The following is a 20369-nucleotide window of genomic DNA, read 5'->3' as shown; positions in this document are numbered from 1 at the left end:
GTGGGCCCCCTCCCTCGACGCGGATCGTGCCCGGAGCACTGGTCCTCCGACACCTGTGAGCCTACGTGACCCCACCGACAACGCCACAAGGCCCGATCCCACGACGTGGAACGCGGCCGCGCCGCAGGGACCTGGAGGTTCCTACGACGCGGCCGCGGGTGAGGAGTCGTGCTCAGTGGGCGCCGGTGCCGGTCAGGGACCTGACCTCCAGCTCCGCGTACTTCTTGGCGTCGGGCTCCTCCTTCGACAGGACCGTGCCGAGCCAGCCCATGAGGAAGCCGAACGGGATGGAGATGATGCCCGGGTTCTTCAGCGGGAACCAGGCGAAGTCCACGTCCGGGAACATCGCCTTGGGGTCGCCGGAGACGACCGGCGAGAACAGCACCAGGCCGACGGCGACGATCAGACCGCCGTAGATCGACCACAGGGCGCCCTGGGTGGTGAACCGCTTCCAGAACAGGCTGTAGAGGATCGTGGGCAGGTTGGCGGAGGCCGCGACCGCGAAGGCGAGGGCGACCAGCCCGGCCACGTTCAGGTCGCGGGCCAGGGCGCCCAGGCCGATGGAGACGACGCCGATGGCGACGGTCGCCCAGCGGGCCGCGCGGACCTCCTCGGCGCCGGAGGCCTGCCCCTTGCGGATGACGTTGGCGTAGATGTCGTGCGCGAAGGACGACGACGAGGCGAGGGTGAGGCCGGCGACCACGGCGAGGATCGTCGCGAAGGCGACCGCCGAGATCGTGGCGAGCAGGATCGCGCCCCAGGCCGAGTCGACGCCGCCGAGGTGCAGGGCGAGCAGTGGTGCGGCCGTGTTGCCGGACGGGTTGGAGGCGATGATCTCGTCCTGGGAGATCAGCGCGGCGGCGCCGAAGCCGAGGGCGATGGTCATCAGGTAGAAGGCGCCGATGATGCCGATGGCCCAGTTCACGGACTTCCGGGCGGCCTTGGCGTTGGGCACGGTGTAGAAGCGGATGAGGATGTGCGGCAGGCCTGCGGTGCCGAGCACCAGGGCGATGCCCAGGGAGATGAAGTCCAGCTTGGAGGTGCCGGTCGCGCCGTACTGCAGGCCGGGCTCCAGGAAGGCGGCGCCCTTGCCGCTGTTCTCGGCGGCGGTGCCGAGCAGGTCGGAGATGTTGAAGTCGAACTTCAGCAGCACCAGGAAGGTGATCAGGAGGGTGCCGCCGATGAGCAGCACGGCTTTGATCATCTGGACCCAGGTGGTGCCCTTCATGCCGCCGATGGAGACGTAGACGATCATCAGGATGCCGACCAGGGCGACGATGAGGATCTTGCCCGCGTCGGAGGTGATGCCGAGCAGCAGCGAGACGAGGACGCCCGCGCCGGCCATCTGGGCCAGCAGGTAGAAGATCGACACGACGATCGTGGAGGTGCCGGCGGCGGTGCGGACCGGGCGCTGGCGCATGCGGTAGGCGAGGACGTCGCCCATGGTGTAGCGGCCGGAGTTCCGCAGCGGCTCGGCCACCAGGAGCAGGGCGACCAGCCAGGCGACCAGGAAGCCGATGGAGTACAGGAAGCCGTCGTAGCCGAAGATGGCGATGGCGCCGGCGATGCCCAGGAAGGACGCCGCGGACATGTAGTCGCCGGAGACGGCGAGGCCGTTCTGGAAGGCGCTGAACTGGCGGCCGCCGGCGTAGAAGTCGGCGGCGTCCTTGGTCTGGCGCCCGGCCCAGATGGTGATGCCGAGGGTGGCCAGGACGAACAGCGCGAACAGGGTGATGATCAGCGGGCGGTGCTCGCTGGCCTCGTTCGCGGCGAGCAGGGTCTGCTGTGCGGTGCTCATGCGCCGCCCTCCATCCGGGACTTGATGGCCTCGGCCTTGGGGTCGAGCTTCGCGGCGGCGTGCTTCGAGTACCACCAGGCGATGAGGAACGTGGTGACGAACTGGGCGACGCCGAAGACGAAGGCGACGTTGATGTTGCCGAACAGCTTGGTGCCCATGAAGCCGCCGGCGTAGTTCGACAGCAGCACGTACAGCAGGTACCAGGCGATGAAGGCGACGGTCAGCGGGAAGGCGAAGGAGCGGTAGGAGCGGCGCAGTTCACCGAACTCCGCGCTCTCCTGCACCTCGGTGAACTCCTCGGGTGAGGGGAGTTTGTGTTGCTCTTTCGAGGGGGGCGGTGCGTCGGTGGCCACGGAGTCTCCTCGCAATGACGGAAGCGGTGGGTACGGGGACGGAGGCGAGTGTCCTCGCGCTCCTTGTTCAACGTCACGGCGGCACGCGAGGAGCGGTTCAACCGCGTCGCGTTCTTTCCGAAGTCGTTCCGACAAAACGTTGCTGGCCAGCGAGTGGCCGGGATAGCTTCACCCTGCACCACCTCGTCATGTACCTGCCCGAGCACCACCTGTGCCTCGGGCCGGTTTCGTTTCCGGAGGATGTGGAGACCCCATGTCTCACTTGCTTTCCAGACGCCGGCTCGCCCTCGCCGTGCCCGTCGTACTGTCGCTGACGGCCTCGCTCGGCTTCCTGCCCGCCGCCGCCTCGGCGGCCCCGCAGGCGGAGCGGGCCACCCGGACGGCGGACGCGCCGCAGCTGGCGTACGTCGTCAACACCAAGGTGGACCGGCACACGATCGCGTCGGTGAAGAAGGCGATCGGGAAGGCCGGCGGCTCCGTCGTGGCGACGTACGAGCGGATCGGCGTCATCGTCGTCCACTCCTCGAACCCCGACTTCGCCAAGACCGTCCGCGCGGTGCGCGGAGTCCACTCCGCCGGTGCGACGCGCACGGCGCCGCTGGCCGCCGCGGGGACGAAGGAGGAGGGCGCCGCCCGGTACCTGACGGCCGCCCAGGCCGAGCGGGTCGGGGCCGCCTCCGCGCGGACGCCCGAGAGCGAGCCCCTCGAAGCGGACCAGTGGGACCTGCGCGCGATCGGCGCCGACAAGGCCGCGAAGATCAACCCGGGCAGCCGCAAGGTGACGGTCGCGGTGATCGACACCGGCGTGGACGACACCCACCCCGACATCGCCCCGAACTTCTCCGCCTCCCAGTCCGCCAACTGCGCCGGCGGCAAGGCCGACACCAGCGAGGGCGCCTGGCGGCCGTACACGCCCGAGGACTACCACGGCACGCACGTCGCCGGTTCCATAGCCGCCGCCCGCAACGGGACCGGCGTCGCCGGCGTCGCTCCCGGTGTGAAGGTGTCCAGCATCAACGTGACCGACCGGGCGAACGGCCTCTTCTACCCGGAGAGCGTCGTCTGCGCGTTCGTGTTCGCCGCCGACCACGGCGTCGAGATCACGAACAACAGCTACTACGTCGACCCGTGGCTGTACAACTGCATGGACGACCCGGACCAGCGCGCCGTCGTCACCGCGGTCAACCGGGCGCAGCTGTACGCCCAGAAGAAGGGCACGCTGCACGTCGCCGCGGCGGGCAACTCCAACCACGACCTGGACGCGGACGCGATCGTCGACGACTCCAGCCCGAACGACACCACGCCCGTCGAGCGCACCATCGACCCGCACGAGTGCTTCGACATCCCGACCCAGCTGCCGGGCGTCGTCACGGTGAGCGCGACCGGCGTCCAGAACGTCAAGTCGTACTACTCGACGTACGGCAAGGGCGTCGTCGACGTCGCCGCGCCGGGCGGCGACCGCCGCTACCAGATCCCGGACACGCCCTCCAAGGACGGCCGCATCCTGTCCACCATGCCGAACGGCGCGTGGGCCTTCCTGCAGGGCACCTCGATGGCCTCCCCGCACGCCGCCGGGGTCGCCGCGCTGCTGAAGTCCAAGCACCCCTGGGCCTCGCCGGCCCAGCTCCAGGCGCTGCTGAAGGCGCAGGCCGACGAGACGGCCTGCCCCACGTCCTACGACCAGGACGGCGACGGCACGCAGGACGCGGTGTGCGAGGGCGGCAAGCGCGTCAACGGCTTCTACGGCCACGGCATCGTCAACGCGCTGCGCGCGGTCAGGTGACCCGCGCCCCACGGGCCTCCCGCACGGCCTCCTCGTACCGCGAACGAACTGGAGACACCATGACTGCGCCGCACGCGCGCTACCGCCGCGCCGTCGCCATCCCGGCCGGAATGGCCGTGGCCACGGCCCTCGCGTTCCTGCCGAACGCCTCGGCCACGGCCGCCGAGGACACCCCCGCGGCGGTCTCGGCCGACGCGACCCCGCTCAGCTACGTCGTCAACGTCAAGCCCGGGCACGGCACCTCGGCCTACGTGAAGAAGGCCATCGGCAAGGCCGGCGGCACGATCGTGACGTCGTACGACCAGATCGGCGTCATCGTCGTCCACTCCTCGAACCCCGACTTCGCCAGGACCATCCGCACGGTGCGCGGCGTGCAGTCGGCCGGCGCCACCCGCACCGCGCCGCTGCCCTCGGCGTCGACGGGCGACCTGGGCGCGCCGAAGGTGCTGAGCGCGGCCGAGGTCGCGCGGGCCGAGGCGGCCGCCGGGCAGGACCCGCTGGAGTCCCTGCAGTGGGACCTGCCCGCCATCAAGGCGGACAAGGCGCACGAGAAGTCGCTGGGCAGCGACAAGGTCACCGTCGCGGTGATCGACACCGGCGTGGACGACACCCACCCCGACATCGCGCCCAACTTCGACCGCAAGGCGTCGGTCAACTGCGTGACGGGCAAGCCGGACACGTCCGAGGGGGCCTGGCGGCCGAGCGCCGAGGAGAGCCCGCACGGGACGCACGTCGCCGGTGAGATCGCGGCCGCCAAGAACGGCGTCGGCATGACGGGTGTCGCGCCCGGCGTGAAGGTCTCCGGCATCAAGGTGTCCACCACGGCCGGCTTCTTCTACACGGAGGCCGTGGTCTGCGGCTTCGTGTGGGCGGCCGAGCACGGGGTCGACGTGACGAACAACAGCTATTACACGGACCCCTGGTACTTCAACTGCAAGAACGACCCGGACCAGAAGGCGCTCGTGGAGGCCGTCAAGCGGGCTGCGCAGTACGCCGAGCGCAAGGGCGCGGTCAACGTCGCGGCGGCCGGCAACGAGAACTACGACCTGGCCTCCGACGAGATCACCGACCCGTCCTCCCCGAACGACACCACGCCGGGCGAGCGGGTCGTCGACCCCTCGGAGTGCCTCGACATACCGACCCAGCTGCCGGGTGTCGTCACGGTCGCGGCGACGGGTGCGAAGGGCATCAAGTCGTCCTTCTCCAACTACGGCCTGGGCGTGGCCGACATCGCCGCGCCGGGCGGCGACTCCACGGCCTACCAGAAGCCGGAGCCGCCGGCCACGAGCGGGCTGATCCTGGGCACGCTGCCGGGCGGCAAGTGGGGTTACATGGCCGGTACGTCGATGGCCTCCCCGCACGTCGCGGGCGTCGCCGCGCTCATCAAGTCGACGCACCCGTACGCCTCCCCGGCCCTGGTCAAGGCGCTGCTGTACGCGCAGGCCGACGCCAAGGCGTGCACGGACCCGTACGACATCGACGCCGACGGCAAGGTCGACGCGGTGTGCGAGGGCCCGAAGAACCGCAACGGCTTCTACGGCTGGGGCATCGCGGACGCGCTGGACGCGGTGACCAGGTAGAGCGGATGTGAGGGCGATCCGGGCCGGGCGGGGACACCCGCCCGGCCCGCTTCGTCCCCGGGGCCGCCCGGCGGACGCCCTTCCGACTTGCCCGGCCCTGTGGAGTTTGGTGAAGATCCTGGGGTGACCTTGACAAGATCTGCACCCGGGGTGGCCGGTACGAGGGGGCGCGTCGGTGCCGGGCGGGCCGTCGCCGTCCTGGTGCTCGTGGCACTGGCCGCGCTCGTTCCGCTGCTCGGGCCGTCCGCCGCGCTGCACGGCACCGGGGAGGCCGGGGCGCCCGGGGCCGGGGGCATAGCCCTGCTGCGCACGGTGCTGTTCGCGGCGCTGTGCATACCCGTCGGCGAGGTGTTCGTGAACCGGCTGGCGCGGTCCGTGCCGGGGGCGCGCACCGCTCCCCCGCCGGCGCCCCGCAGCTGGTCGCCCTGGGCGGCCGCCGCCGGGTTCCTGGCCGCCCTCGCACTCGCCTCGGTCGTCGCCACGGGCAATCTGGTGCCGGGCGGCCCGGCCGACATCGACGTCGGCGGCCTGTACGCCACCCGGGACGGCAAGCTGGCCCTGCTGGAGGTCAACGCGTTCCTCGTGGCGGGCCTGTGCGCGGTGTCCCGGCGCCCGGCCACCCAGGTGCTGCCGCTGGCGGCCGTGATCGTCGCCGAGGCGCTGCGCGCCCATCCCACCACCGAGCCCACGCCGCTGACCGGCTCCGGCCTGACGCTCGTGCACCTGACCTGCGCGGCCCTGTGGGTGGGCGGTCTGCTGCACGCCCTGCGCGTGCTGCGGCTGCGGCGCGACGCGGCGGGCGCGGCCCTGCTCGGCCTCTACGCGCGCGTGGCGGCCGTACTGCTGGCCGCCATCACCGCGACGGGCGTGTGCAGTTCGCTGCGGCGGATGCCGCCCGAGACGATCCTGGAGCAGCTGACGGCGACGGCGTACGGACGCGCCCTGCTCGCCAAGGTGCTGCTCGTGGCCGCCGTCGCCGTGCTCGCCCTGTGGGCCCGGCGGCGGTTGCGCCGGGCGGCCGATCCGCTGACCGCCTGCACGCCGGCCCGGGCGGAGGTCGTCGCGCTGGGCCTGGTGGTCGCGGTCTCCGGGCTGATGACGGCACTGCCGGTCCCCATCCGCTGGTAGCACGGCACCCCGCCGGCCCCCTTCAGACCACGCGCATCTCGCCGTACGTCGCGGCCGGTGCGCGGCGCGCGTTGAGCGCCCCGAGCGCGCCGCCGGCCAGGAGGACTTGCGCGGCGATGTAGGTGAGCATGACCCAGAAGTCGGGCCGGGGCGGCTGCGGCCAGTCGGCGACGCCGGTGGCGATGAGCGTGTCGGACAGCAGGAAGAGCGCCCCGCCCGTGCCGGTGTAGAGGCCGAGCCGGGTGCCGGCCCCGTACGCCATGGCCGTGAGCAGGAGGCTGTACCCGGCGACGGGCACGCGCAGTTGCGGCGGCAGGTCCGGCCACAGCAGCGTGACGGTCGCGAGGAGGGCGACGGCGTATCCGAGGGCCAGCAGGCCCGCACGCGCGCGGGGGACGGCGTACCGGCTGCCGTGCCGGTGGAAGAGCAGGAGCCAGCAGAGGTGTCCCGCGGCGAAGGAGGCCATGCCGGCGAGGAAGGCCGGCTCGGCGTCGAAGAGCAGCAGGACGTCCCCGCCCCAGCCGAACAGCAGGGCGGCCAGGAGCGGCCGGGGCGCCCGGCGCAGGGCGGCCCAGAGTGCCAGCAGCGGCATCAGCAGGGGCTTGGTGACGGTGTGCCCGGTGCCGAGACCGGCGGCCAGGAAGGCCAGGTCGACTGCGGCGGTCAGCGCGAAGGCGGCCAGGACGAGGCGCGGGGGGTTCACGCCGTCGGGGTCTTCCCGGCGGGCGCCGTCCCGACGGCGGGACCCTGTTCGTGCGCGGTCCCGGCCGCCGGGAAAGCCGTCGCGGAGCCGTCGGCCGGCGCCGCCGCCCGTGCCGGTCCCCACCCCGGCCCGCGGAACACCCGACCCGCGCGCTCGCTCCAACTGCGTGCCGCCTTCAGGTCCTTGGCGATCGAGACGTACTCGTGGGTCGCCACCTTCAGCAGGTTGTAGGTGTCGATGTTCTTGGTCAGCCCGTACCGGGGCCGCTCGGTCTCCGCGACGAACGAGCCGAACAGCCGGTCCCAGACGATGAGGATGCCGCCGAAGTTGCGGTCCAGGTAGCCGCCCTGGGAGGCGTGGTGCACGCGGTGGTGCGAGGGCGTGTTGAAGACGAACTCGAACCAGCGGGGCATCTTGCCGATCCGCTCGGTGTGGATCCAGAACTGGTAGACGAGGTTCGCCGAGGAGCAGAACGCGAGGGCGGCCGGGTGCACGCCGGCGAGGATGAGCGGCACGTAGAACGGCCACACGGTCAGGGACGTCCAGGGCTGGCGCAGCGCGGTGGTGAGATTGAACTTCCGGCTGGAGTGGTGGACGACGTGACAGGCCCACAGGATGCGGATGACGTGGTGACCGCGGTGGGACCAGTAGTAGAAGAAGTCCTGCCCGAGCAGCATCAGCGGGATCGTCCACCACAGCACGGGCACGCGCAGGGGCGTGAGTTCGTACAGCGCCGTGTAGATCGCCAGGATCGGGATCTTCCACAGGAAGTCGAAGACGAGGCTGCCGAGCCCCATGCCGACGCTCGTCGCGGCGTCCTTCGCCTCGTACCCCGCGGCGTCCTCGTCGGGGTGGAGACGGTAGCTCACCATCTCGACCACGGTGAGCAGCACGAAGGCGGGGATCGACCACAGCACGACATCGGGCAGGTTCGGCATGCAAGCACCGTAGGACCGCCGTCGTGGCCCCACCAGACGTTGTTACCGACAAGTATGAACGACGGTACGCGCTTGCTTCTTGGCGATCTCCACCAAACCGGCCCCCGTCGAGCAGACGTACGCCCCGCGAACGGACAGACCGGACAAGCCGTCTGAGGGGGCGTCGGGAAGGACGCGGGCGCGCCCCTGGCGGACGGCGGTGTCAGTCCCGGCCCGTATCCTCGTGAACCATGCTCGATGACCTGACGACCGCAGCGTTCTCCGCCACGGTGTGGCCGGCCGCCTATCCCCAGGGATACGCGGTCGTTGACGTGGAGACCACGGGCCTGGCCCGGGACGACCGCATCATCTCCGCGGCCGTCTACCGGCTGGACGCGCGCGGCGAGGTCGAGGACCACTGGTACACGACGGTCAACCCGGAGCGCGACCCGGGCCCGGTGTGGATCCACGGGCTGACGAGCGAGGCGCTGGAGGGGGCGCCGCTGTTCCAGGACGTCGCCGAGGAGTTCGCCGCCCGGCTGACGGGACGGGTCCTCGTCGCGCACAACGCCGTCTTCGACTGGCAGATGATCGCCCGCGAGTACGCGCGCGCGCAGCGCGAGGCGCCGGTGCGGCAGCGGCTGTGCACCATCGCGCTCGCCAAGGAGCTCGGCCTGCCGCTGCCCAACCACAAGCTGGAGTCCCTCGCGGCGCACTTCGGCGTCGTGCAGCGGCGGGCCCACCACGCGCTGGACGACGCGCGCGTGCTGGCGGAGGCGTTCCGCCCCAGCCTGCGGGCCGCGGCGGCGAACAACCTGCGGCTGCCGCTGCACGAGTGCCGGCCGCTGACGGAGTGGTCGGACCGTCCCGCCACGCCCCGCATCGGGCAGCAGGCGGGCTACGGCGGTTACCGGCCGACCAGTTGGCGCCCCTCGCGCAAGCGCCCCGCCTGCCCCTACCCCAACCCGGGGCGCTACGAGCCGGGCGGGCGGCTCAAGCAGGGCATGCGGGTCGCCTTCTCGGGTGACACCTCGACCGAGCGGGAGCTGCTGGAGGACCGCGCGACCGAGGCCGGGCTGCACGTGGCCACGAGCCTGTCCCGGCTGACGAGCCTGCTCGTCACCAACGACCCGGACTCGGGCACGTCCAAGGTGGTCAAGGCCCGCCAGTTCGGCACGCCGGTGGTGGACGAGGCGGCCTTCGGGCAGCTCCTCGCGGACGTGGAGCCGGCCACCGAGGGGTGACCGGGGGCGGGGCGCGGGCCGACCGTACGGACGGGTGATTGCCGGGCGACTCGCCCGGCGGCCGCTCGCCCGGGCCGGGGTCACGGCCCACCCTGTGGCCCATGGCGACCTGTGAGGTTTGTGGCAATCAGTACGGAATGACCTTCGAGGTGCACGCGCAGGGCGCGGTGCACGTCTTCGACTGCTTCGCCTGCGCGATCCACCGCATGGCCCCCATCTGCGAGCACTGCCGGGTGCAGATCATCGGGCAGGGCGTGGAGGTCGAGGGCCACTGGTACTGCGGCGCCCACTGCGCCCGCGCGGAGGGAAAGGCGGGGATCGTCGACAAGGTCTGAACCCGTACCCACCTGAATGCACCCCACGACCGAGTTGTACGGTCGTGGGGTGTACCGCTTCCTGATGTCCCGGCAGTGGGTGATCCTCACGCTGATCGCCCTGCTCCTCATCCCCACGATGATCAGGCTGGGTATCTGGCAGATGCACCGCTACGAGGAGCGCACCGCCCGGAACCAGCTGGTCAGCGACGCGCTGGCCGCCGATCCGGTGCCGGTGGAGAAGCTGACCGCGCCCGGGCACACCGTGACCAGCGCCGAGCGGTACCGGACCGTGACCGCCAAGGGCCGCTTCGAAGCCGAGGACGAGGTCGTCGTCCGCCGCCGCACCAGCTCCGACGACGAGGTCGGCTACCACGTCCTCACCCCGTTCGTCCTGGACGACGGCAAGGTGCTGCTGGTCAACCGGGGCTGGGTCCCCTCCGGCCCGACCCAGACCGCGTTCCCGGAGGTCCCCGCACCGCCCGCCGGCGAGGTCACCGTCCAGGGGCGGCTGATGCCCAGCGAGACGACCGCGGCCAGCGGCATCAAGAACCTCAAGGACCTGCCGGACCGGCAGATCATGCTGATCAACAGCGAGCTGGAGGCGCGCCGCCTGGGCGCCGAGGTGCTCGGCGGCTACATCGCCCTGACGGCGCCCGAGCCCAAGGGCGCCACCCCGGAGCTGCTGGGGAACCCGGGCAAGGAGGACGCGGCGCTGAACTACGCGTACGCCGTCCAGTGGTGGCTGTTCGCGGCGGCGGTCCCGGTCGGCTGGGTGATCCTGGCCCGCCGTGAGGCCCGGGAGCGGGCGCAGGCGGCGGCCGGGAAGCGGGACTCCAGCGAGGCGGAACCGGCGGCGGTCTGACCGGGCCGTCCGACCCGGCCGCCGGCGGAATGTCACTCCCGTCGGCCCCACCCTGATTGCCGCGCCGACTTGCCGGGAACCCGCACTGCGTGCACCCCCGCATCGAGGACTACGCGATCATCGGAGACGAACAGACCGCGGCCCTGGTCGGCACGGACGGATCGGTGGACTGGCTGTGCCTGCCCCGCTTCGACTCGGCCGCCTGTTTCGCGAAACTGCTCGGTGACGAGGACAACGGCCACTGGCGCATCGCCCCCGTGGGGGCGGACCGGTGCACCCGGCGCGCCTACCGCCGCGACACCCTCGTCCTGGACACCGAATGGGAGACCGAACAAGGGGCGGTCCGGGTCACCGACCTGATGCCCCAGCGCGACGAGGCACCCGATCTCGTGCGCATCGTCGAGGGCCTGGACGGCGAGGTCACGCTGCACAGCGTGCTCAAACTGCGCTTCGACTACGGCTCGATCGTCCCGTGGATGCGCCGCTCGGACGGCCACCGGGTCGCCGTCGCCGGCCCGGACTCCACCTGGCTGCGCAGCGAGCCGGAAGTGACCAGCTGGGGCGAGGACTTCGGCACGCACGCGGAGTTCACCGTGAAGAAGGGGGAGAAGGTCGCGTTCGTGCTGACCTGGCACCCCTCCCACGAGCCGCGCCCCCCGCTCGTCGACCCCTTCGAGGCGCTGCGCCACAGCGTGGAGGACTGGCAGGCCTGGGCCTCGCGCTGCCGCTACGACGGGCCGTACCGGGACGAGGTCGTCCGCTCCCTGATCACCCTGAAGGCCCTCACCTACGCCCCGACCGGCGGCATCGTCGCCGCAGCCACCACCTCGCTGCCCGAGGAGCCGGGCGGTGTGCGCAACTGGGACTACCGGTTCTGCTGGCTGCGCGACTCCACCCTCACCCTGGGCGCGCTGCTCGCGGCGGGCTACCAGGAGGAGGCCGAGGCCTGGCGGAACTGGCTGCTGCGCGCGGTCGCGGGCGACCCGGCCGACCTGCAGATCATGTACGGCCTGGCGGGTGAGCGGCGGCTGCCCGAGTTCGAGCTGCCCTGGCTGTCCGGCTTCGACGAGTCCACGCCCGTCCGCATCGGCAACGACGCCGTGAACCAGCTCCAGCTGGACGTCTACGGCGAGGTGATGGACTCCCTGTCGCTGGCCCGCGAGTCGGGCCTGTCGCCCCAGCCGGACGTGTGGGCGCTGCAGACGGCCCTGATGGACTTCCTGCGCACGAACTGGCAGCAGCCCGACGAGGGACTGTGGGAGGTACGCGGCGGCCGGCGCCAGTTCGTGCACTCCAAGGTGATGGTGTGGGTGGCCGCCGACCGCGCCGTGCGCACCCTGGAGCGGCATCCGGAGCTGCACGGCGACCTGGACGGCTGGCGCGCGCTGCGCGACGAGGTGCACCGCGAGGTGTGCGAGAAGGGCTACGACGCCGAGCGCAACACCTTCACGCAGTCCTACGGCTCGCGGGAGCTGGACGCCGCGCTGCTGCTCATCCCGCGCGTCGGCTTCCTGCCGCCGGACGACCCCCGGGTGCTCGGCACGATCGAAGCCGTCCGCGAGGAGCTGGACCACGGCGGCCTGCTGCGGCGTTACAGCACCACCGACTCGGACGTCCCGGCGGACGTCGACGGGCTGCCCGGCAGCGAGGGCACCTTCCTGGTGTGCTCGTTCTGGCTCGCGGACGCCCTGTTCATGACGGGCCGCACCAAGGAGGCGCGCGAGCTGTTCGAACGGCTGGTGGCTCTGGCCAACGACGTGGGTCTGCTGTCCGAGGAGTACGACCCGGTGGCCGGCCGGCAGCTCGGCAACTTCCCGCAGGCGTTCAGCCACATCGGCCTGGTGAACACCGCCCTCGCCCTGTTCGGGGCCAACGGGGCAGGATAGGGGCCATGGATCTTGGACTGAAGGACCGGGTGTACGTCGTGACCGGGGCCACGCGGGGCCTCGGCAACGCCTCCGCGCGTGAACTCGTCGCGGACGGGGCGAAGGTCGTCGTCTCGGGGCGGGACGACGAGAGCGCCGCCGACGCGGCCGCCGCGCTGGGCCCGAACGCGGTGGGGGTGGGCGTCGACAACGCCGACCCCGAGGCGGCGTCCCGGCTGATCGGGGCCGCGCGGGAGCACTTCGGGCGCTTCGACGGTGTCCTGGTCAGTGTGGGCGGGCCGCCGGCCGGGTTCGTCGCCGACAACACCGACGAGCAGTGGCAGGCGGCGTTCGAGTCGGTGTTCCTCGGCGCCGTGCGGCTGGCGCGCGCCGCGGCGGCCGAGCTGGAGGCCGGGGGCGTCATCGGTTTCGTGCTGTCCGGCTCGGTGTACGAGCCGATTCCCGGCCTGACCATCTCCAACGGGCTGCGGCCGGGGCTGGCCGGGTTCGCCAAGTCGCTCTCCGACGAGCTCGGTCCGCGCGGCATCCGGGTGGTCGGTGTGCTGCCCGGCCGGATCGACACCGACCGGGTGCGCGAGCTGGACTCGCTGTCGGCCGATCCCGAGGCGACCCGGGCGGCCTCGGAGTCGCGGATCCCGCTGCGGCGGTACGGGACGCCCCAGGAGTTCGGGCGGGTGGCCGCGTTCCTGCTGTCGCCGGCCGCGTCCTATCTGACCGGGGTCATGGTGCCGGTGGACGGCGGTGCCCGGCACGGGTTCTGAGCGGACGGCGCCGCTCAGCTGACCCGTTCGGCGCCGTGTCTGACCCCCCGCAGCCGCACCTCCGCCGGGAGGGAGGCGAGCCCCGCCGACGCCCTGGCGTGGGCGAGGGCGCCGCTCGTGAAGTCGGTCAGGGCGGCTCCCGGGTCCACGTGCGGCTCCAGTGCGAGGCGGACGTGGGCCTCCGGGGCGGTGCGGCGGCCCGTCAGATGGGCCCGCGACCGGTCGACGCCGTCGATCCGGGCCGCCTCCTCGGTGAGGACGTGCTCCAGGGCGCGGCCGCGCAGCAGGGCGCCCTCGCCGTCGCCGGTGTCGACCAGGACCTCGGCGAGCCGGCGCCTGCGCACCACCGCGACCAGCCACCACAGGGCGAGCAGCAGCAGCACCGCGAGCGCGGCGATGACGACCGGCCACCACCAGCCGGAGTCCCGCCAGCGGGTGCGCTCGGCGTCGCTGAGCAGCACGTCGTGCTCGCCGTCGTGGATCCACCAGGAGGGCGCCGGCGCGCCGAGGCCGACGGCCAGCACCGAGCCGCCCAGCACCAGCAGCACCAGGCCCAGCAGGCCGAGGAACACCCGGTTCACGCCCCTGATCATCGTCCTCATCCCTTCCGGCCCGGGCGCCGTACCCGCACCGACAGCGAGGGCGGCCGGGACAGTCCCAGGCCGCGCACGGCGTCGCCGAGCACGGCGTCCAGGTCGGTCCGTACCTCGTCCAGTTCCCGGAAGTGCGCCAGGGCGCGGACGTTCGCCCGGCGCCGGCGCACCCTGACCCGGGCCGACTGCACACCGGCCACCTCCATGGCCCGGTCGCGCAGGGCGCCGGCGGCGGCGTCCCGGTCCAGCCCCGCGCGGACCCCGGCGTGGGTGCGGCGCATCGGCAGCACGTGCCGCAGGCCCGGGGTGGCGGCCAGGACGACCAGCCAGAGGCCGAGCGCGGCGGCGACCCCGGCCCCGGCGAGTACCCACGTGTCGTCCAGCGGCCGTTCGGCGAGCTGCCGGGTCAGGTCCCGGCGCCAGGCCATGCCGGGCCGGCCCGCGCGCACCGAGACGACGTCGTAGAGGAACAGCCCCGCGAGGCCCAGCAGGAGCAGCGCGGCGACGCCCGCGGGAACGCGGCGCGCCGACCAGAAGCGGCCCGCGCGGCGGCCCTCGTCCCCGGCCCTCGGGGCGGACCGGTCGGGTGTGGTGCCGTCTTCCGCCTGCGGCTTGCGCAGGAGGGGCAGATGCTGGGTCGTGGCCTCGGGCTCGGTGCCGTCGGGCTCGGCGCCCTCGGGCCCGGTGCTCTGGGGTGGGCTCATCGCGTCCTCCGCTGTCCGGCTCCCGGTGCTCCGGCCAGGTGCAGCCCCTCCACGTGCACGACGACCTCCGGCACGTGCATGCCCACCAGGGCGCCCACCCGCTCGACGACCCGGCGGCGCACGCGGCGGCAGCGCTCGCCGATGTCGCAGGGGTAGTCGAGCTCCACGTGCACCCGCACGTGGACGACGTCGTGGTGGACGGTGACACCGGCCGACGGCCCGGCGACGCCGGGCGGCAGCGTCCCGACGGCCTCCCGGGCCGCCTGCGAGGCGATCTTCGCCACCACCCGGTCGGCGATGCCGGTCGCGCCGCGCTCACCCGGCGGGACGACGGTCCGTGCTCGGTCGAGCTCACCGGCCCCCGTGCTCACGGGCGTCACCGCCGCCGTTCGTCACGGCTGCGGAAGAAGTCGCCGAAGTCCATGTCCCCCTCCAGGAACCGGCCGACGACGAAGCCTACGGCGCCCAGCGCCGCGACCAGCAAAAACGCCCCGAATCCGCCGAAGTATCCGGCGAAGGCCAGCGCCATGCCGGCGATCATCCCGGCCACGCCCATGCTCATGCGCTCCTCAGCTCCTCATCCGCTGTGCCGTGCCCTGGCCCGTGTCTCACTGGATCCGGCGCTCCGGTTCCTCTTCCTCCTCGTCCGGCAGCTTCACGTCGCTCACCGCGATGTTGACCTCGACGACCTCCAGGCCGGTCATCCGCTCGACGGCCGTGATGACGTTCTCCCGCACGTCCCGGGCCACGTCGGCGATCGACACGCCGTAGTCGACGACGATCTCCAGGTCGAGGGCGGCCTGCACCTCGCCCACCTCGGCCTTCACACCCCGGGTCACGCCCGCCTTCTGGCCGCCGGGCACCCGGTCGCGCACGGCTCCGAAGGTGCGGGACAGTCCGCTGCCCATGGCGTGCACACCGTCCACGTCGCGTGCGGCCAGCCCGGCGATCTTCTCCACGACGCCGTCCGCGATGGTCGTCCGGCCCCGCGAGCCCGGGTCTCCCCCGCCGCGCTTGGTGAGCGGACTCCTGCGCGCCGCCGCCGACTCGCTCTCCCCGCCCCGGTTCTCGGTCATGTCAGTCATCGCCGTACGTCCTTTTCGGTCGTCGTCCTGCGACCACGGTAAGCACGGTTACGCGGGAGCGCGCCCCTGATGCGGCAGGCTGGAGGAATGACGGCCGACCAATGGACGCGAGCAGTGAGACATCAGCTGGGTCTGGGCAGGCTTCTGCCGCTGGGTGAGGCGCGGGACGGCGCCTGGATCACCGAACGGGCGGCGGAGGCGGTGCTGGGGCGCGCGGCGCGGGGCGCCCCGGGGGTGCGCCTCGACGCGCTCCGGATCGCGCTGGCGGACCCCCGGGACACGCGGGAGCCGGCCGTGCCGGCGCCGCCGAGCGCCCTGCCGCCGGGGCCGTTGCGGGTCACGGCGGAGTTCGCGGCCACGGCCTCGCGGCCGCTGCCCGAGACGGCCGCGCTGCTGCGGGCGGCGCTGGCGGACGCGGCGACGCGGCTGGTCGGCCTGGCGGTGACGGAGGTGGACCTGAAGGTGACCGGTCTGCTGGAGGAGGGCCAGGACGCGGAGCCCGAGGCACCGTCCGCCGAACCGCCGCGGGCCGAACGGGTGGAGGGCGGCGACGAGGGCCGGGTGGCCGCCGCCGCGCTGGGGGTTCCGGGCGTGCTCGGGGTGACCGGCACGCTGGGTCACCCGGTGCGCATCGAGGAGCTGCCGGCCGAGGCCGCGCTGACGCACCGCCACGTCCGGCTGGAGGTGGCGGTGGCCGCGGACCACCGGGCGGGTGACGTGGCCCGCGCGGTCCGCTCGGCGGTGTCGGAGGCGCTGCCGGACCACCCGACGGTGGCGGTCGTGGTGAGCGCGCTCGGCTGAGCGCGCCCGGGGCCGGCCGTCCTCAGTCGCCGACGCCCGCGAGGTCCCGCAGCCTGCGGGCCTGGGACTGGCGCTCCGCGCGGCGCTGCTCCTCGTACGTGCGGTCCTGGGCGCCGCGCAGCAGGGCCTTGGTCTCGATGACGGCGTCGCGGGGCGCGGCGAGGACGGCCGCGGTGAGGTCGCGGACCGTGTCGTCGAGCTGCTCGGCGGGCACGGCCACGTTGGCGAGCCCGGTGTGCACGGCCTCCTCGGCCGTGACGAAGCGCCCGGTCACGCAGATCTCCAGCGCGCGGGCGTATCCGACGAGCCCCACCAGCGGGTGCGTGCCCGTCAGGTCGGGCACGAGTCCGAGGCTGGTCTCGCGCATGGCGAACTGCACGTCGTCGGCGACGACGCGCAGGTCGCAGGCGAGGGCGAGCTGGAAGCCCGCCCCGATGGCATGTCCCTGGACGGCGGCGACGGAGACGATGTCGCTGCGCCGCCACCAGGTGAACGCCTCCTGGTATTCGGCGATGGTCGCGTCCAACTCGGCGTCGCCGCCACGCGCGAGGTCGATGAACGACGGTTCCCCGTCGAAGCCCTCGGGCGTGAACGCCTGCCGGTCGAGTCCGGCCGAGAAGGACTTGCCCTCGCCCCGCAGGACCACGACGCGGACGGAGCCCGGCAGCAGCCGTCCGGCCTCGGTCAGCGCCCGCCACAGAGCCGGGCTCTGCGCGTTGCGCTTGGCCGGGTTGGTCAGCGTCACCGTGGCGATCGCGTCGTCGACGGTGAGCCGTACGCCGTCCTTGTCGAGTACGGGAACGAGGTCCTGGTCGGGCGAAGCCATGGGACGCCTCCGATGCGTGCGGTCGTCTTCCGTGCCGTACGCCGGCTGGTGGGCCGGAGCACGGCACAGCTAAGTGACTGCACAGTAACCACCCGGTCGGTCAGGCCAGTGACCGGGTGGCCACCATCGGAGCCGAGGGGCCACCCGGGGTCAGGCCGTGGCCTTCTTGCCCCGTGTCGCCCCGCCACGCCCTCGCAGCGTGACGCCCGACTCACTGAGCATGCGGTGCACAAAGCCATACGAGCGGCCGGTCTCCTCGGCCAACGCCCGGATGCTCGCACCGGCGTCGTACTTCTTCTTCAGGTCTGCCGCGAGCTTGTCGCGCGCGGCGCCGGTCACCCGGCTGCCCTTCTTCAGAGTCTCGGCCACCCGTGCCTCCTCATGGGAAGTGCGCTCTGGTCTCCTCATGATCACCCCTCCGGGCCCTGATGGCCACCCATTCGGCAAGGTCCGTGAGACAAGGTTGTGACGACGGGAGCACATCCCCACATTCGGAATGTGGAATTCCGAAGAGTGCCGTCCCGGCGGCCGAACGAATCGCCCCGGGAAGTGCCAGGTCAGAAAGACGCGGCGGCCGAGCCCGGAAGGATCAGGGGCTCGGCCGCGAAATCGATGTAGGACACACCTCGGTACGAGGAGATCTCACACAGATGATGGATCACCGATGGGCCGAATGATCCATACGCCGTTGATCACGCATTCGATCAAGCGGCACTGACACCACCCAGTGGTGCAAGCGCGCGCCGGGATCAGGCGAGGGCGACGAGATCCGCGTAGTCGGCGCCCCACAGGTCCTCGACGCCGTCCGGCAGCAGGATGATGCGCTCCGGCTGGAGCGCCTCGACCGCGCCCTCGTCGTGCGTGACCAGGACGACGGCGCCCTTGTAGGTGCGCAGCGCCCCGAGGATCTCCTCGCGGCTGGCCGGGTCGAGGTTGTTGGTCGGCTCGTCGAGCAGCAGCACGTTCGCCGAGGACACCACCAGGGTGGCGAGGGCGAGGCGGGTCTTCTCGCCGCCGGAGAGGACCCCGGCCGGCTTGTCGACGTCGTCGCCGGAGAACAGGAACGAGCCGAGCACCTTGCGGACCTCGACCAGGTCCATGTCGGGCGCGGCCGAGCGCATGTTCTCCAGGACCGTGCGGTCCGGGTCGAGGGTCTCGTGCTCCTGGGCGTAGTACCCGAGCTTCAGGCCGTGCCCGGGGACGACCATGCCCGTGTCGGGCTGCTCGACGCCGCCCAGCAGTCGCAGCAGGGTGGTCTTGCCGGCGCCGTTGAGGCCGAGGATGACCACGCGGCTGCCCTTGTCGATGGCCAGGTCGACGTCGGTGAAGATCTCCAGCGAGCCGTAGGACTTCGACAGGCCCTCGGCCATCAGCGGGGTCTTGCCGCAGGGCGCGGGCTCGGGGAAGCGGAGCTTGGCGACCTTGTCGGACTGGCGCACCGCCTCCAGGCCGGAGAGCAGCTTGTCGGCGCGGCGGGCCATGTTCTGCGCGGCGACCGTCTTGGTGGCCTTGGCGCGCATCTTGTCGGCCTGCGAGTGCAGGGCGGCGGCCTTCTTCTCGGCGTTGGCGCGCTCGCGCTTGCGGCGCTTCTCGTCGGCCTCGCGCTGCTGCTGGTACAGCTTCCAGCCCATGTTGTAGACGTCGATCTGGGCGCGGTTGGCGTCCAGGTAGAACACCTTGTTCACGACCGTCTCGACCAAATCGACGTCGTGGGAGATCACGATGAAGCCGCCGCGGTAGGTCTTGAGGTAGTCGCGCAGCCAGACGATCGAGTCGGCGTCGAGGTGGTTGGTCGGCTCGTCGAGCAGCAGCGTGTCCGCGTCGGAGAACAGGATGCGGGCCAGCTCGATGCGGCGGCGCTGACCGCCGGAGAGCGTGTGCAGGGGCTGGCCGAGCACGCGGTCGGGCAGGTTGAGCGCGGCGGCGATGGTGGCGGCCTCGGCCTCGGCGGCGTACCCGCCCTTGGTGAGGAACTCCGTCTCCTGGCGCTCGTACTGCTTGAGGGCCTTCTCACGGGTGGCGCCCTGGCCGTTGGCGATGCGCTGTTCGTTCTCGCGCATCTTGCGGATCAGGACGTCCAGGCCGCGGGCGGAGAGGATGCGGTCGCGGGCGAGGACGTCGAGGTCGCCGGTGCGCGGGTCCTGCGGGAGGTAGCCGACCTCGCCGGAGCGCGTGATGGTGCCGCCGGCGGGCTGTGCCTCGCCGGCCAGGCACTTGGTGAGGGTGGTCTTCCCCGCGCCGTTGCGGCCGACCAGGCCGATGCGGTCGCCCTTGGCGACCCGGAACGTGGCGTTCTCGATGAGGACACGGGCACCGGCGCGCAGCTCGATACCGGAGGCGGAGATCACGGACAGACTCCAGGGCGGATACGGGGGCGGGATGGGCGGCTGAGGACGTTCCCGCCGTCTAATGCGCGAGGAGAATGGCCATGGGAGACAGTCTAACGGGGCCGTGCAACCACTTTTTCTGCGTGCGCGTGTTCGGTCGGTCGCGGCGGGGGCGTTGCCGGTGGCGGGTGCCAGACTGGGAAGCGGACCCGATCACCGGATCCGCTTGACCGGGCACGAGGGAGTGATCGGCATGGCAGGCACCTCCGGCGGGCGTCCCAGCATCTACCCGACGCTGCTCTACGCGGACGCCAAGGCGGCGATCCGGCAGCTCACGGAGGCCTTCGGCTTCACGGAGCTGTCGGTGTACGAGGGCGAGGACGGCTCGGTGCTGCACGCCGAGCTGGTGCAGGGCAACGGCGCGGTGATGCTCGGCAGCAAGGGCCGCGGCGGTGTGTTCGACGCGGCCATGAAGGGCGCCGGCACCACCGGGGTGTACGTGGTGGTGGACGACGTGGACGCGCACCACCGCCGCGCCGTCGAGCACGGCGCGGAGATCCTGATGCCCCCGACGGACCAGGACTACGGCTCGCGGGAGTACATGGCCCGGGACGCCGAGGGCAACGTGTGGAGCTTCGGCACGTACGCGCCCGACACCGCGGGCTGACGGCCCCCGCGGGGGCGGGTCGCCGCCCTCCCCC

General features: G+C 72.4%; 22 protein-coding genes. 10 read left to right on the top strand and 12 right to left on the bottom strand.

Going from position 1 to position 20369, the window contains the following annotated elements:
• Positions 1–172 precede the first annotated feature (172 nt).
• Together AC07DA_RS20855 and AC07DA_RS20850 are read right to left on the bottom strand one after the other, a co-directional pair.
• Complete coding sequence (locus AC07DA_RS20855; RefSeq protein WP_479129654.1) at positions 173–1798, bottom strand: solute symporter family protein; 1626 nt, start codon at positions 1796–1798, stop codon at positions 173–175.
• Positions 1795–2151 (bottom strand): DUF485 domain-containing protein, encoded by a 357-nt coding sequence (locus AC07DA_RS20850; RefSeq protein ID WP_479129653.1) that lies wholly within the window; start codon positions 2149–2151, stop codon positions 1795–1797. Before AC07DA_RS20850 ends, AC07DA_RS20855 begins: the two co-directional genes overlap by 4 nt.
• A 253-nt stretch (positions 2152–2404) precedes the next feature.
• Between AC07DA_RS20850 and AC07DA_RS20845 the strand changes: the two genes are divergently transcribed.
• The 3 genes from AC07DA_RS20845 to AC07DA_RS20835 all read left to right on the top strand — a co-directional run bounded on the left by AC07DA_RS20845 (position 2405) and on the right by AC07DA_RS20835 (position 6642).
• The gene (locus AC07DA_RS20845) at positions 2405–3934 is read left to right on the top strand and encodes a S8 family serine peptidase (protein WP_479129652.1); all 1530 of its coding nucleotides are present in this window, start codon (positions 2405–2407) and stop codon (positions 3932–3934) included.
• Positions 3935–3993: 59 nt separating this feature from the next.
• Positions 3994–5514 (top strand): S8 family peptidase, encoded by a 1521-nt coding sequence (locus AC07DA_RS20840; protein WP_479129651.1) that lies wholly within the window; start codon positions 3994–3996, stop codon positions 5512–5514.
• A 123-nt stretch (positions 5515–5637) separates the two neighbouring features.
• Positions 5638–6642, top strand: coding sequence for a CopD family protein (locus AC07DA_RS20835; RefSeq protein WP_479129650.1), 1005 nt, complete (start codon positions 5638–5640; stop codon positions 6640–6642).
• A 22-nt stretch (positions 6643–6664) separates the two neighbouring features.
• Here AC07DA_RS20835 and AC07DA_RS20830 read toward each other — a convergent pair whose 3' ends face one another.
• Positions 6665–7345, bottom strand: a complete 681-nt coding sequence (locus AC07DA_RS20830) for a lysoplasmalogenase (protein WP_479129649.1) — start codon at positions 7343–7345, stop codon at positions 6665–6667.
• Positions 7342–8283: a sterol desaturase family protein gene (locus tag AC07DA_RS20825; RefSeq protein ID WP_479129648.1), complete on the bottom strand. Its 942-nt coding sequence runs from the start codon at positions 8281–8283 to the stop codon at positions 7342–7344. The genes AC07DA_RS20830 and AC07DA_RS20825 overlap by 4 nt, the downstream gene beginning before the upstream one ends.
• Positions 8284–8513: 230 nt before the next feature.
• Between AC07DA_RS20825 and AC07DA_RS20820 the strand changes: the two genes are divergently transcribed.
• From AC07DA_RS20820 to AC07DA_RS20800, 5 genes are all read left to right on the top strand, one after another.
• Entirely contained in the window at positions 8514–9506 is a 993-nt protein-coding gene (locus AC07DA_RS20820) for a DEDDh family exonuclease (protein WP_479129647.1), read from the top strand.
• Positions 9507–9607: 101 nt separating this feature from the next.
• On the top strand, positions 9608–9841 hold the full coding sequence (locus AC07DA_RS20815; RefSeq protein WP_094056481.1) for a hypothetical protein: 234 nt from the start codon (positions 9608–9610) through the stop codon (positions 9839–9841).
• A 49-nt stretch (positions 9842–9890) separates the two neighbouring features.
• On the top strand, positions 9891–10685 hold the full coding sequence (locus AC07DA_RS20810; protein ID WP_479129646.1) for an SURF1 family cytochrome oxidase biogenesis protein: 795 nt from the start codon (positions 9891–9893) through the stop codon (positions 10683–10685).
• A gap of 89 nt (positions 10686–10774) precedes the next feature.
• Complete coding sequence (locus AC07DA_RS20805) at positions 10775–12571, top strand: glycoside hydrolase family 15 protein (RefSeq protein ID WP_479129645.1); 1797 nt, start codon at positions 10775–10777, stop codon at positions 12569–12571.
• A gap of 5 nt (positions 12572–12576) precedes the next feature.
• Complete coding sequence (locus AC07DA_RS20800; RefSeq protein WP_479129644.1) at positions 12577–13332, top strand: SDR family oxidoreductase; 756 nt, start codon at positions 12577–12579, stop codon at positions 13330–13332.
• A 14-nt stretch (positions 13333–13346) separates the two neighbouring features.
• On the opposite strand, the gene amaP is transcribed toward AC07DA_RS20800, so the two are convergent.
• The 5 genes from amaP to AC07DA_RS20775 are packed head-to-tail and all read right to left on the bottom strand — an operon-like array spanning position 13347 to position 15714.
• On the bottom strand, positions 13347–13925 hold the full coding sequence (gene amaP, locus AC07DA_RS20795; RefSeq protein WP_479129643.1) for an alkaline shock response membrane anchor protein AmaP: 579 nt from the start codon (positions 13923–13925) through the stop codon (positions 13347–13349).
• 5 nt (positions 13926–13930) lie between these two features.
• Complete coding sequence (locus AC07DA_RS20790) at positions 13931–14629, bottom strand: DUF6286 domain-containing protein (RefSeq protein WP_479129642.1); 699 nt, start codon at positions 14627–14629, stop codon at positions 13931–13933.
• Positions 14626–15009 carry an Asp23/Gls24 family envelope stress response protein gene (locus AC07DA_RS20785; RefSeq protein WP_479129641.1) on the bottom strand — a complete coding sequence of 128 codons (384 nt, stop codon included), beginning with the start codon at positions 15007–15009 and terminating at the stop codon, positions 14626–14628. The genes AC07DA_RS20790 and AC07DA_RS20785 overlap by 4 nt, the downstream gene beginning before the upstream one ends.
• Positions 15006–15191: a hypothetical protein gene (locus AC07DA_RS20780; RefSeq protein ID WP_311683857.1), complete on the bottom strand. Its 186-nt coding sequence runs from the start codon at positions 15189–15191 to the stop codon at positions 15006–15008. The genes AC07DA_RS20785 and AC07DA_RS20780 overlap by 4 nt, the downstream gene beginning before the upstream one ends.
• Before the next feature lie 46 nt (positions 15192–15237).
• Positions 15238–15714: an Asp23/Gls24 family envelope stress response protein gene (locus AC07DA_RS20775; protein WP_479129640.1), complete on the bottom strand. Its 477-nt coding sequence runs from the start codon at positions 15712–15714 to the stop codon at positions 15238–15240.
• Between the two features lie 87 nt (positions 15715–15801).
• On the opposite strand from AC07DA_RS20775, the gene AC07DA_RS20770 reads away from it, so the two are divergent.
• Positions 15802–16515: a nucleopolyhedrovirus P10 family protein gene (locus tag AC07DA_RS20770; RefSeq protein WP_479129639.1), complete on the top strand. Its 714-nt coding sequence runs from the start codon at positions 15802–15804 to the stop codon at positions 16513–16515.
• A 22-nt stretch (positions 16516–16537) separates the two neighbouring features.
• Here AC07DA_RS20770 and AC07DA_RS20765 read toward each other — a convergent pair whose 3' ends face one another.
• The 3 genes from AC07DA_RS20765 to AC07DA_RS20755 all read right to left on the bottom strand — a co-directional run bounded on the left by AC07DA_RS20765 (position 16538) and on the right by AC07DA_RS20755 (position 19689).
• Positions 16538–17341: an enoyl-CoA hydratase/isomerase family protein gene (locus AC07DA_RS20765; RefSeq protein WP_479129638.1), complete on the bottom strand. Its 804-nt coding sequence runs from the start codon at positions 17339–17341 to the stop codon at positions 16538–16540.
• A 150-nt stretch (positions 17342–17491) separates the two neighbouring features.
• The gene (locus AC07DA_RS20760) at positions 17492–17710 is read right to left on the bottom strand and encodes a helix-turn-helix domain-containing protein (protein ID WP_010037790.1); all 219 of its coding nucleotides are present in this window, start codon (positions 17708–17710) and stop codon (positions 17492–17494) included.
• Between the two features lie 380 nt (positions 17711–18090).
• On the bottom strand, positions 18091–19689 hold the full coding sequence (locus AC07DA_RS20755; RefSeq protein WP_479129637.1) for an ABC-F family ATP-binding cassette domain-containing protein: 1599 nt from the start codon (positions 19687–19689) through the stop codon (positions 18091–18093).
• Positions 19690–19921: 232 nt separating this feature from the next.
• Here AC07DA_RS20755 and AC07DA_RS20750 point away from each other — a divergent pair, with 232 nt between their 5' ends.
• Positions 19922–20335, top strand: coding sequence for a VOC family protein (locus AC07DA_RS20750; RefSeq protein ID WP_479129636.1), 414 nt, complete (start codon positions 19922–19924; stop codon positions 20333–20335).
• Positions 20336–20369 lie beyond the last annotated feature (34 nt).

Source organism: Streptomyces sp. NPDC044921, assembly GCF_056432865.1.
This window is presented reverse-complemented; position numbering and strand designations above follow the sequence as displayed.

Bases quoted from the DNA above. Each gene is read 5' to 3' on its own strand.
- AC07DA_RS20855 (WP_479129654.1), bottom strand. From the start codon at position 1,798: ATGAGCACCGCACAGCAGACCCTGCTCGCCGCGAACGAGGCCAGCGAG.
- AC07DA_RS20845 (WP_479129652.1), top strand. From the start codon at position 2,405: ATGTCTCACTTGCTTTCCAGACGCCGGCTCGCCCTCGCCGTGCCCGTC.
- AC07DA_RS20840 (WP_479129651.1), top strand. From the start codon at position 3,994: ATGACTGCGCCGCACGCGCGCTACCGCCGCGCCGTCGCCATCCCGGCC.
- AC07DA_RS20825 (WP_479129648.1), bottom strand. From the start codon at position 8,283: ATGCCGAACCTGCCCGATGTCGTGCTGTGGTCGATCCCCGCCTTCGTG.
- AC07DA_RS20820 (WP_479129647.1), top strand. From the start codon at position 8,514: ATGCTCGATGACCTGACGACCGCAGCGTTCTCCGCCACGGTGTGGCCG.
- AC07DA_RS20815 (WP_094056481.1), top strand. From the start codon at position 9,608: ATGGCGACCTGTGAGGTTTGTGGCAATCAGTACGGAATGACCTTCGAG.
- AC07DA_RS20800 (WP_479129644.1), top strand. From the start codon at position 12,577: ATGGATCTTGGACTGAAGGACCGGGTGTACGTCGTGACCGGGGCCACG.
- amaP (WP_479129643.1), bottom strand. From the start codon at position 13,925: ATGATCAGGGGCGTGAACCGGGTGTTCCTCGGCCTGCTGGGCCTGGTG.
- AC07DA_RS20790 (WP_479129642.1), bottom strand. From the start codon at position 14,629: ATGAGCCCACCCCAGAGCACCGGGCCCGAGGGCGCCGAGCCCGACGGC.
- AC07DA_RS20780 (WP_311683857.1), bottom strand. From the start codon at position 15,191: ATGAGCATGGGCGTGGCCGGGATGATCGCCGGCATGGCGCTGGCCTTC.
- AC07DA_RS20775 (WP_479129640.1), bottom strand. From the start codon at position 15,714: ATGACTGACATGACCGAGAACCGGGGCGGGGAGAGCGAGTCGGCGGCG.
- AC07DA_RS20770 (WP_479129639.1), top strand. From the start codon at position 15,802: ATGACGGCCGACCAATGGACGCGAGCAGTGAGACATCAGCTGGGTCTG.
- AC07DA_RS20765 (WP_479129638.1), bottom strand. From the start codon at position 17,341: ATGGCTTCGCCCGACCAGGACCTCGTTCCCGTACTCGACAAGGACGGC.
- AC07DA_RS20750 (WP_479129636.1), top strand. From the start codon at position 19,922: ATGGCAGGCACCTCCGGCGGGCGTCCCAGCATCTACCCGACGCTGCTC.